The organism is Sphingobium sp. 22B (assembly GCF_001580035.1).
Classification (GTDB): domain Bacteria; phylum Pseudomonadota; class Alphaproteobacteria; order Sphingomonadales; family Sphingomonadaceae; genus Sphingobium; species Sphingobium fuliginis.
This window is the reverse complement of record NZ_LTAB01000010.1, coordinates 99,815-111,427: the sequence shown is the minus strand read 5'-3', so window position 1 is coordinate 111,427 and position 11,613 is coordinate 99,815. Positions and strand designations below refer to the sequence as shown.

At 65.3% G+C, this 11,613-nt stretch carries 7 protein-coding genes and 1 tRNA gene; 2 read left to right on the top strand and 6 right to left on the bottom strand.

The window, feature by feature from the left end:
• Positions 1-85: 85 nt before the first annotated feature.
• The 4 genes from A0J57_RS11505 to A0J57_RS11490 all read right to left on the bottom strand — a co-directional run bounded on the left by A0J57_RS11505 (position 86) and on the right by A0J57_RS11490 (position 5,513).
• Positions 86-2,719, bottom strand: a complete 2,634-nt coding sequence (locus A0J57_RS11505; protein WP_061935705.1) for an AAA family ATPase — start codon at positions 2,717-2,719, stop codon at positions 86-88.
• Positions 2,716-3,825, bottom strand: a complete 1,110-nt coding sequence (locus A0J57_RS11500) for a DNA repair exonuclease (protein WP_061935840.1) — start codon at positions 3,823-3,825, stop codon at positions 2,716-2,718. Before A0J57_RS11500 ends, A0J57_RS11505 begins: the two co-directional genes overlap by 4 nt.
• 148 nt (positions 3,826-3,973) lie before the next feature.
• Positions 3,974-5,230 carry a site-specific integrase gene (locus tag A0J57_RS11495; protein WP_061935701.1) on the bottom strand — a complete coding sequence of 419 codons (1,257 nt, stop codon included), beginning with the start codon at positions 5,228-5,230 and terminating at the stop codon, positions 3,974-3,976.
• Positions 5,231-5,422: 192 nt separating this feature from the next.
• Positions 5,423-5,513, bottom strand: a tRNA-Ser gene (locus tag A0J57_RS11490).
• A gap of 52 nt (positions 5,514-5,565) precedes the next feature.
• On the opposite strand from A0J57_RS11490, the gene A0J57_RS11485 reads away from it, so the two are divergent.
• Positions 5,566-6,495, top strand: coding sequence for a peptidylprolyl isomerase (locus A0J57_RS11485; protein ID WP_082718656.1), 930 nt, complete (start codon positions 5,566-5,568; stop codon positions 6,493-6,495).
• A gap of 91 nt (positions 6,496-6,586) precedes the next feature.
• Positions 6,587-7,702, top strand: coding sequence for an alanine dehydrogenase (ald, locus tag A0J57_RS11480; RefSeq protein ID WP_025551745.1), 1,116 nt, complete (start codon positions 6,587-6,589; stop codon positions 7,700-7,702).
• Positions 7,703-7,888: 186 nt separating this feature from the next.
• Here ald and A0J57_RS11475 read toward each other — a convergent pair whose 3' ends face one another.
• Together A0J57_RS11475 and A0J57_RS11470 are read right to left on the bottom strand one after the other, a co-directional pair.
• On the bottom strand, positions 7,889-10,426 hold the full coding sequence (locus A0J57_RS11475; RefSeq protein WP_061935834.1) for a penicillin-binding protein 1A: 2,538 nt from the start codon (positions 10,424-10,426) through the stop codon (positions 7,889-7,891).
• A 147-nt stretch (positions 10,427-10,573) separates the two neighbouring features.
• Positions 10,574-11,533, bottom strand: coding sequence for an N-acetylmuramoyl-L-alanine amidase (locus tag A0J57_RS11470; RefSeq protein ID WP_101756461.1), 960 nt, complete (start codon positions 11,531-11,533; stop codon positions 10,574-10,576).
• Positions 11,534-11,613 lie beyond the last annotated feature (80 nt).

Here is an 11,613-nt window from a genome sequence, read left to right as displayed (position 1 = left end):
CAGGCTTGCGGCGAGCGGATTGTTGTTAGCCGTATTGCCGGCATTGCCGACAGAGAGCGGCCCCCGCCCCGGCGGTGGGTATCGCCTAAGCGGCGGCACGGAGGAGGATCCTGTTTCCGGGTACGTGGCGGAAGGCGCGATCCCGGCACGTCAGCAATATGACCTGCATCCGCGTCGATGCCTCTGTCAGGATCTCGATCATCGTATCGAGGCGGCCATCGTCGGAATAAACCAGCGGATCGTCCAGGATCAGTGACACCGGCTTCCCTTGTTCAAGCAGAAGGTCCGCGAAGGCTATGCGGGTGAGGACGGCGAGCTGCTCCTGGGTGCCGCGAGAGAGATTGGCGCAGCTTTCGTCGACACCAGTCCGGCTGACGCTCGCCAAGGATAGATCCTCGGCAAAGGTAAGATCGCAGTCTGGCAGCAGTTGCGAGATATACCGCTTCGCGCGATTCGCGACCGGACCGACGAACTTGGCGGCAGTCTCGTTTCTTGCGCTTTCCAGTGTGTCGCGGAGCAGCTTCAGCGTGTCTGCTTCCTCCGTGACGCGTTGGAGCGCAGCATTGGCTGCTTCGACTTCTTCTTGAGCCGCCGCAGCGCGATCGGCCAGGCCAAGGCCGCCTTCGCTTTCGATCGTTCCCTCAAGCCGGGCGATCTCGGTTTCGAGTTTCGTGCGCGTCTCAGCAGCGACCCGGACGCGGGCATCAATGACCTCGATCTTGCGATTGATCGCGCCGACATCATGCGCCGATGCATTCCGCTCGGCCTCTTCTAGGCGGACGGCCGCTTGCGCTGCCGTTTCTCGCGCTCGCTCTAGATCCACATCAAGTGCCTCCCATTCAGGGCGAGCCTCAATCTCGTTGAGGAGGGCCGCCGCATTGGCAAGGTCGCTCACCGCACCCGCTTCGACTAGTGCGAGGGGAGCATCAGCTTCTTCAGCACGTCGCAGCGCCGCGATCGCACTGTCCTGCGTCCCCTCAGCCCGCGCGAGCTTCGTGTCGGCCGCCTCAACGGCGGCGGCTAACGTGTTCACATCGGGGAGCACGGCCTCCGCCTTGGGTTCCTCGGGATCGAGCTCTGCGACAAACAGTTTCAACGCGTCAGCGCCGGCTGCGATCTGCAGCGTATCGTCGGCAGGCGTGGCCGCCTCGATCCGTGCAGCAAGCGTTCGTACTTCGGCGGCGGCATCGCGCGCCGCCTCGTTGCGAGATCGAGCAGCCGCAAGATCGGCTACGTCGAGCTCGTCGAGCGCAGACTTCCGTTTGTGGATTGCCGCAGCAAGGGTCTCTTCAGCGCTGGCAGCTGCGGCCGGCGGGCTGACGATCAACTGAGCCCCTCCGATCGCGATGCTAGTGGCGCGTGTGATGGTGCGCTCGCCGGCGGGCATCGGCTCACCATCGATCGTTACCCCCTGGATGGCGCCGGACAGCGTCAGTCGGGTCGCGCCCGCGTCCACGACGGCTTGAGCTTGGTTCACGGCACGATCGTTTGCTTCGAGCGTTTCGATCGCCTGGGCCGGAATGGCGGTTGCGGCGCGCGCCTTTGCCTCGCCATGCAACTGCTCGAGCTTCAGCAACTCGTCATGGCGACGGCGCGCGGCGGCGATCGCCGCCTGACGACGGCTGAGGCGAACAGCCTGTTCACCCGCTGCAAGCGCCGCTCGGGCGTCATGACGCTCGCCGCGCGCCGCCTCGAGGTCCTCGCGTGCCGCGGCCACCTTGGTCTTGCCGGTCGCAAGCCCCTCCCGGAGCTCGGCACGCTTTGCGCGGGCTGCGTCCACCGCGGTCACGGCGCTCTCGCGCGAGATCGTCGCCGCCCTGTGCCGAGATTTTAGATCTTCCAGACCCTTCAGCTTCGCGATGGCCGCCTCCTGCTCGGCCTTTCGGGTCGAGAGGATTTGCGCTGCCGCGCGAGCGATCTCGAGGGAGTCGACCAGCTCTTTTCGAGACTGTGCATCGGTCTCGTCCGCGATTTCCCGCTGGATGATCTTGAGCCGCCCGCGTGCGGCATCAAGGTCGGAAAAGCTCCTCTCCAATGCGACGAGGCGCTCACTCGCCTCGCGTGCGGCCGCGATCGCTGCGTCAGCCCGTTCCCTCGCGTCATTCTGCCGGCCGCGCTTCTGGCCAGTTGGCGACCAGTAAAGCTCGTATTGCGCGTCAATCCGTTGGCGCACGCGCCGATAGGCGTCTCCGCCCATGATCGAGCCGACCTCTGCTTCGAGCGTGGACGAGATCGTGTCGCGAACGATCTGGCCCGGACCCGCGACGGCGAGCGCCTCGGTTTGCGCAACCCATAGCAACCCCAACGCCCCATACGTCGAAACATCGCCGCCGCGACTGGTGTCGCGGATCGAGCCGAACAGCGTGTTCAGGCGCGCTTCCGCATCATCGCCTTGGGCCCGGCCTTGCGGACCGGAAATCTCAAGCGAGGGGCTCCTGAGGAAGCGCTTCGTCAGCGACCAGGGGGATCCGTCGACGTCGAACGTCACCTTGATCTCGGGGCCGACAGCCTCGCCGTAGGGCGCGAAGGACTGGGCGAGCTGATTGCGCGTGTTGTGGCGGACGAAGAAGGCGGCCCGCAGCGCCTCAAGCAGCGTGGATTTGCCGGTCTCGTTCGGTTCGATGACGATGTTCAACCCGTCCGAGAGATTTTCGATTGCAAATGGCGTCCGGAATTTTCGAAAGCCATCGAGCGCGATTTGTCGGATGACGAGGCTCATGCCTGCTCCTCCCGGCTGTACTCGACGAACAATCGCTCAAGCGCGCGCTTCGCGATGGCGCCGTCCGCGCCGCCAGCGTCGATCTTTGCATTGAGCTTCGTCGCGGCAGTGCCGAGCATTCCCTCCACGGCCAGCGCCGCAAGGTCTTCTTCCCGCGGCCGCCCGACCAAGTCATCCGAGCGAACGGCCAAATGACGCAGGCGATAGCCCAGGTCGTTTTCGAGCCGCGCGAGCATCGCGATCCGGTCGCCAAGGCTTGTGATGCCCGCCAAGCTTAGCTGGAGAAGCGTGTTGGGGGCATCGACATGTGCAAGGAAACCGTCGCATTCGGCATCGAAGGCAACCTTGTCGTTGACCGTCCAATCGCGCGTCAGCCACTCGAAGCGGCCCGTTCGGATTGGCGTCACCGTGGGTGCAAGGTCAGGCTGGAGTTCGACAACGAGCGCCGCACCCGGTTCATCGCGCTGGAAGCGGTCCGTCTCCGGAGTTCCCGAATACCATGTCCGCGCATCGACCCTGAGGGTCCCGTGCCAGTCGCCGAGCGCGAGATAATCGAGGTTCGACAGCCGAGCACGGTCCGGCGCGATCTGGTTCTTTGTCTCCCCGCGCGATCCGAAATCACGAATCGATCCGTGTGCGACGCCGATGCGTAGCCGGGCGCCGGGCGTCTCCATCGTATCGAAGAGCGTTGTCGGATCCTCCAGGTTGTGCCGGTGGATGAGGGGTGCGGGCAGCAACCAGATCTGCCCCTCGATCTCGCGGGGCTCGGGTTCCGAGAGGACGACGATCTTGTCGCCGGCACGTTGCCGAACTCGATCCCACAGGCCACCATTCCGCGCGAAGTCGTGGTTCCCGGGCAGGAGCCACCAGCGGCAGGCGTGCCGGTCCATGCGCGAGATCGCCTGCACGATGGTTCGATCTTCCGGACCTTCGGTGTCGAATATGTCGCCAGCGACGATAACGTGCTGCGCGCCATGTTCGGAGGCTGCTCTCCCAAGCCCGTCGACGACGTCGAAGCGGGCTTCCGTCAGCGCCCCGCGGACATCGGGATCGAAGCGGCCGAAAGGTTTGCCCAGCTGCCAATCGGCGGAGTGTATGAACTTCATCACGCCCTTATAGCGTCCGTTGCCGGCGACGGACACAACATCTGCTCACCTTGTCCGCAGCTCGTTCGCTTTCTGTTCGCGGCAGCTGCGACACAATGGCTGCAAGCTGACCCTCATCAGAAACTGGAAGCTTGCCGAAGCGGGCCTATTACGAGCCTCGGCTACTGCTTGCCGAAGAACGCCCTGAACAATAGCCCTCCCAAGCCTCCATCAAGGCTCGCCGCTTTGACAGTGCTCGACCTCGCAGATAGGCGCGCTCGGCCTTGTTGCCCACTGTATGTGCCAGAGCCATCTCCACCGTCTCGCGCTCGACGTTGGTCTCCTCGCCCGCCCAGTCACGAAACGAGGAACGGAAGCCATGAACGGTAATTCCGTCGATCCCCATGCGGCGGAGCAGCATGGACATCGCCATATTCGACATCTTGCCACCGCGCTGAGCCGGAAAGACGAGCTGATGAGGAGGAGGATCTTTTGGCTTAACCGCATCTAGGAGAGCGACAGCGCGATCCGTCAACGGCACCGAATGTTCTGCCTCAGCTTTCATCCGAAGGGCAGGGATCGTCCACAACCGGTTCTCGAGATCGACCTCACTCCAGGTCATCCCGATCACTTCACCCGTTCGTGCGGCGGTTAGGATTACGAACTCCAGAGCGCGGGCAGCCGTGGCAGGGCGTCGTTCCAGTTTGCCGTAAAAGTCAGGCACCTTGGCATAAGGCATCGCGGCGTGATGCCCATTCGACTTACGCTGTTTCGGCATCATCAGTTCGAGATGACCCTTCCACCGCGCAGGGTTCTCGCCCTCTCGATGACCCGCGACCCGCGCCGCATCAAGCACCCGCTCAATCCGACCTCGCACGCGCCGTGCTGTTTCAGGAACCTTGAGCCAGATCGGCTGCAGCGTAGCCACGATGTCGTCTGTGGCGATCGCCACGATTTCCATCTCGCACAACTTCGCCGCGTGCGTCTTCAAAGTCGCCCGCCACTGTTTGCGATGTTTATCGTTGCGGAAGCCATCCTCGATTTCATCGATCAGCTTGTCCGCAAAATCCCAGAAAGTGATGCCGCCCTGCGCGCGGACTCGACGCTTCGGTCCTGGTAGCGTCACTGGACCCGGCTCTGTGGGCTTCGGCCTTGCCTCAACCCGCTCAGCGATAGGATCGCGTCCCTCGGCAAATGCCGCCTTCGCCTCCGCTGCCAATTTGCGGGCCAACGACAAGGGGACGACCTCGGGCGTTCCCAGCCCCATTTCCCGGCGTTGCCCCCCGCCGATCAGGATCAAAACCCAGGACCGATTACCGTTCGGCTTCACCAGGAGATAGAGGCCGTTGCCGTCGGAGTGCCTCCCCGGCTTGCTGATCGCCGTCACCTGTTTGGCGACCAGCTTGTTGCTGAATCTGCGTGCCATCACGACCTCCGCCCATTCAACTGGGAGGCATGAAGGGCGATATCCAGCCCCAATCCTGTTCCCAATCGTGGCGGCGGTCTGAGGCGATCCGAGGCGAACCAGCACGGCCGAAAAAAATTTTTCAACCGCCTGAGATAGCTTGCTTTTTTGAGGATTTGGACGGTCCACCGCAGTTCGCGAAAGACCGTCCAGTGGCGGAGCGGGAGGGATTCGAACCCTCGATACGCTTTTGACGTATACTCACTTTCCAGGCGAGCGCCTTCGACCACTCGGCCACCGCTCCGCATTGCACTGGAGGCGGCTCCCTATCGTGCGTCGGCGCGCTAGGCAAGGGGATGCTTTACTTTCCTTTCCCTCCCATGCTTGATTGCATCATGCAAATCCGTTCCCTCGCTTTCCTGGCCGCGCTTTTCCTGCCTTCCCCGGCGCTTGCCGCCGATGCGCCAGCCACCCCGTCCGCCATCGTCGCACAGGCCTCCGCCAGCGCATGGCAGGCCATCGCGGCCGATACGCTGCTGGTCATGACGGTCGAGGGCGACAAGCGCGTCGTCATCCAGCTCGCGCCCGATTTCGCGCCCGCCCACGTCGCCAATATCCGCGCACTCGCCCGCGCGGGCTGGTGGGATGGCGAAAGCGTCTACCGCGTGCAGGACAATTATGTCGCCCAATGGGGCGATGTGACCGAGAAGAAAGCCCTGCCCACCGGCATCGCCACGGACATCAAGGCGGATTATGCCCGCCCCCTCGCAGCCCTCAAGACGCCCGTGACACCCTTGCCCTATCCCGACGCCTATGCCCCGCGCACCGGCTTCATCAATGGCTGGCCGGTCGCGATGGACGAGGCGTCGGCCTGGCTGCCCCATTGCTATGCCATGGTCGGCGTGGCGCGGAACCTTTCCCCGGACGCGGGAACCGGCGCCGAGCTTTATGCCGTGATCGGCCAGGCCCCGCGCCAGCTCGACCGCAATATCGCGGTCGTCGGCCGGGTGATCGAAGGCATGGACCTGCTCGCCAGCCTGCCACGCGGCTCCGGCGATCTCGGCTTCTATGCCGCGGGGGAGAAGCGCCTGCCGATCCTCTCCGTCCGCCTCGCCAGCGACCTGCCGGAATCGCAGCGGCCACGCTATCAGGTGATGGACGTCGGCTCGCGGAGCTTTGCCGATTACCTTCGCCTGCGGGCGAACCGGAAGGACGATTTCTACGAGCGGCCCGCAGGCGGCGTCGACCTCTGCAACGCGCCGGTGCCGGTGCGGGAGGCGCCCTGAACGCTCCATTCCGCCGCAACGGGCAAATTGCCGGAACGATGCCTATCTGACGGACATTACAGCTTCGCCGGCAAGGATGGAGAGGATGGTCATGATCGTAGGCACCGTCAGGGAGATCAAGAATCACGAATATCGCGTCGGCCTGACGCCGGAGAGCGTGCATGAGCTGACCGCCCACGGCCACCGCGTGCTGGTGGAAAGCGGCGCGGGGGAGGGGATCGGCGCGCATGACGGCCTCTACGCCCGCGCGGGTGCGGAGATCGTCGACGATCCGGCCGGCATCTTCGCCACGGCGGAGATGATCGTGAAGGTCAAGGAACCCCAGCCGGAGGAGCGCGCCCTGCTGCGCCCCGGCCAGATCCTCTACACCTATCTTCACCTGGCGCCCGATCCCGACCAGGCGCGGGAGTTGATGGCGTCGGGGGCGATCGGCATCGCCTATGAAACCGTGACGGACGCTCATGGCGGGCTGCCGCTGCTGAAGCCCATGAGCCAGGTTGCCGGACGCATGGCGATCCAGGCCGGCGCGACCGCGCTGGAAAAGGCGCATGGCGGGCGAGGCGTGCTGCTGGGCGGCGTGCCCGGCGTGTTGCCCGCGAAGGTGGCTGTGATCGGCGGCGGCGTGGTGGGCTTCAACGCGGCGCAGATGGCGGCGGGTCTGGGCGCGGACGTCACCATCCTCGACCGCAGCCCGGAAGTGCTGGAGCGGCTGGGCATTCATTTCGAGGCGCGGGCGAAGACGCGCTTTTCCAACCGCGCCAATCTGGCCGAATGCGTGGCGGAGGCGGACCTGGTGATCGGCGCGGTTCTGATCCCCGGCGCCGCCGCGCCCAAGCTGGTCTCGGCGGACATGCTGAAGACCATGAAGAAGGGCGCGGTGCTGGTGGACGTGGCGATCGACCAGGGCGGCTGCTTCGAGACCAGCCACCCCACCACCCATGACGACCCCACCTATATCGTCGAGGGCATCGTTCATTATTGCGTCGCCAACATGCCCGGCGCCGTGGCGCGGACCAGCACCTATGCGCTCAACAACGTGACCCTGCCCCATGCGCTGCGAATCGCCGACCTGGGGTGGAACGAAGCGCTGCGGGCGGACCCGCATCTGCTCGCCGGGCTGAACGTGTGGAACGGGCAGATCACCTATCGGGCGGTAGCGGAAGCTCTGGGACTGCCCTACATCCCGGCGGAACAGGCTATCGGATAGAGGGGCTGAGGCGGCGCTCTGTTCGACAGTGGCTGCCATTAAGCACAAAGCGCTCCTGCGAAGGCACTCATGAGAGCCCGGTTCAGGCGATGCGGTGTTCCACTGACGGCGGGACTCGGCTCCTGCCCTGGCGGCAGCATGTCGTGGTCAAAGGAAAGGGAGGGCGGCGACCACCCCCCTGCCCTGTCAGTAAATCCCGCCCTGGTCCTGCAGGAAGTCGCTGTCGGTGCGCTGGCGGCGCTGGACGGTCGCTTCGATGCGGGCGGCGGCCTTGTCCTGGGCGGCGACCTCTTCCTTGCGGATCGAGCGGCGGGGTTCGGATTCGGGCTTGAACGCTTCCCAGATCACGGCGGGCTTGGGTTCGTCGGTCGGCCAGACGCCATAGACGCGCTTGCCCGAGCGGCGGTCGATCGTGACCATACGGATGCCGGCCGGCGCGATGAAGGGCGTTTTGGGCATGGTTTCGAGGACCGGCGTCATCGCCGCCTTCCAGATCGGCGCGGCGACGCGGCCGCCCTGCGCCCAGCCGCCCAGGCTGCGCGGCTGGTCATAGCCGATATAGACGCCGGCGACGATGTCCGGCGATCCGCCGACGAACCAGACATTGGTCGGGCCGTTGGTGGTGCCGGTCTTGCCGAACAGCGGGCGCTTGAGGTCCGCCAGCACGGTGGCGGTGCCGCGCTGGATCACGCCTTCGGCGATGTGCACGACCTGATAGGCGGTCATGGGATTCATCACCTGCCGCCCCTCGAAGCCGAAGCGGGGCATGGGCTTGCCATCCCAATTGGCCATGTTGCAGCCGTCGCAGGCGCGCCAGCGCAGCGGCCAGATCACCTTGCCGCGCCGGTCCTGCACATAGTCCATCAGCTTGGGGCTGAGCTGCCGTCCCTGATTGGCGAGCATGGCATAGGCGTTCACCATCCGCTCCACCGTGGTTTCGCCAGCGCCCAGCGCGAAGGAGAGATAGGGCTGGTAGTCCCCGATCCCCATCGCCTTGATGGTGCGCACGACACGGTCCATGCCGGTCTGGCTGGCGGCGCGCACGGTCATCAGGTTGCGCGACTGTTCGACGCCCCAGCGCATGGTCTGCGGCCCGGCGCTGCCGCCGGTGAAGTTGCGGAAGCATTTCTGGCCGAGGCCCGCGCCCTGATAGACGCATAAGGGACCGTCGACGATGATCGAGGCCGGGGTCATGCCATTGTCCAGCGCGGCGGCATAGACGAAGGGCTTGATGGTCGATCCCGGCTGGCGCATCGCCTGCGTGGCTCGGTTGTAGGAGGAGAGACGGTTGTCGAAGCCGCCCTGCATGGCGCGGACGCGGCCTGAATGGGTTTCCTCCACCACCATGCCGCCGGAGACTTCGGGCACGTTGCGCAGCGCCCAGCTCGATCCGTTGCGCGCCACCACGATCAGGTCGCCGGGCTTCATCGCGGCGAAGGCCGGGCCGCCCGTCTTACGATAGGGCAGTTGCGCGGCGCCCGCGGGCAGCGTGCCGGTCGATCCATCGGAAAAGCCGATCTGCGCCGCGGAGGAATCCCGGCTGACGATCACGGCGACGCGCCATCCGGCATAGTCCACGTCGATATAGCTCGCCGCCAGCTCGCGCTTCCAGCCGCGATCCATGTCGATCCTGGCGACCGGCCCGGACCATCCCTTGCCCGCGTCGAAGCGCAACAGCCCGTTGCGCAACGCCGTCGTCGTCAGATCCTGTATCTTCGGATCATAGGGGCTGCGGACCCAAAGGCCGCCGGCATAGACGCTGTTGGGGCCATCCTCCGCCTTCTCCCCGAAAAGCTGGATCAGGCGGCGGCGCACCTCCTCCATATAATAGCCGCCGGCGCGGGCGTCGAAGCTGGAGCCGTGCGCGGCCACGGTGCCGAGCGGCTGGGCCTGCGCCTCGTTCCGCTGCGCCTCCGTGATCCAGCCATTTTTGTACATTTCGCCCAGCGCCCAGTTGCGGCGTTCGAGTGCGCGTTCATGGCCGGTCGGGCTTTCCGGGCGATAATTGGCAGGCCCCTTGGGCAGGATCGCCAGATAGGCCATCTCATGCAGCTTGAGGTCGGCCACATCCTTGTCGAAATAGGCGCGCGCCGCCGCCTGCACGCCATAGGCGTTGCGGCCGAGGAATATCTGGTTGAGGTAGAGTTCCAGTATCTGCTGCTTCGAAAGCACCCCCTCCATGCGATAGGCGAGGATCATTTCCTTCACCTTGCGGGTGGGGGAATATTCGTCGCCGATCAGCAGGTTCTTCGCCACCTGCTGGGTGATGGTGGAGCCGCCGCGGGCGCGCTGGCCCGACCCGATCTTGGTCGCATAATCGAAAACCGCGCCGATGAAGCCGGGGATGTCGACGCCATGATGCTCGAAGAAGGTCTTGTCCTCCGCCGAAAGATAGGCGCGGATGAGGAGCGGCGGATAGTCGCTATACTGGAGCTGCACGCGCCGTTCGCGGGCATAGCTGTGGACCGGCTGTCCATTGGTGTCGCGCACGATGGTCGGCAGGGGCGGTTCATATTCCAGCAGCGTCGCCGCATCGGGCAGCCCGCGCGCGAAGACCAGCCAGAACAGCGCATAGGCGAGGAGGAGACCGCCGAAACCGATCGCGATCCAGCGGAACCAGCGCTTGTCCCAATGGGGCCGGAGGCGTTCCCCAAAGCCGCTCGCGCCGCGGCGCAGGCGCTGAGCAAAGGACGATGCGGCGTATTTGGGGGGTGCCTCTTCCATGATGGTCGAGGCTGTAAGGTCAAAATGGGGGAAGCGCCAGAGTGGAATGCCCATGTGAGGCCGGAGTGCGTTGGCGGCCCGGTCCTGATTGCCCAAGCGTCCTGCCGAACCTGTTTCAGCATGACGGCAAGACGGCAAGGACGGGCCCTAACCGCCGTTACCGACCGCCAGCCTGCGGGCGAAATGCACTTCGATCGCGCGGGCGACGCCTTTGGCGATGTTGGCCTGGCCTGCCTTCGACGCCAGGAAAGCCGCGTCGGCGCTGTTGGAGAGATAGCCGGCCTCGAACAGCACCGACGGCGTGTCGGGCGCCTTCAGCACCATCAGCGAGGCGAAGCGGTGCGCCGTGCCGCGAAACGGCACATAGGGCGCCGCCTCGCGCTGGAGCAACCGGGCGAAGGCCACCGAGAGGTTCATCGATTCCCGCTGCGTCAGGTCGATGAGGATCGAAGAGACATCGCTGGGCTGGCCACCCAGATTGACGCCGTTCAACATATCCGCCTTGTTTTCACGCGCCGCCAGCCGGGCCGCCTCGCGGTCGGATGCGGTTTCGGACAAGGTGTAGACGGTCGCGCTGCGCGCCTGGTCGTCATCGGCCGAATCGGCGTGGATGGAGATGAACAGGTCCGCATTGAGCTGGCGCGCGATGCCGTAGCGCTCCTGCAGCACCAGGAACCGGTCGTCATTGCGGGTCAGCGCAACGCGGACGCGGCCCGAGCGCGCCAGTTGGTCGCGGATCGCCAGCGCGATGGCGAGCGTCACGTCCTTCTCGCGCTCGCCATTGTCGCGGTTCACGGCGCCCGGATCATGGCCCCCATGGCCGGCATCGATCACGACCAGCGGGCGGGATGCATCGCGCGGCCCCTCCACCGGGGGCAAGGAAACGCCGCGCGCCACCGGCGGGATGGGAACGGTGATGCTGTGCAGGCGCTTCGCCGGACGGGGCGCCATATGCGCGGGCGCGTCGAAGCGCATGCTCGCCCGGTCGCCATGGAGGGGGTCGGCGGAAGTGGGGACGGCCGAAAGGATCATGCTTGCGAGCGCAAGACTTTGGAGCATGCGCCGCTTGTGCACCGCGCGGCCCGTCGCCGTCCAGCGCAATTTCACGCGCGCAGGCGAACGACAACCGAATGATGCGTCAAGCATTGCCGAACGGCAGGCTTAACACCATCTTCACATAAGGGGCG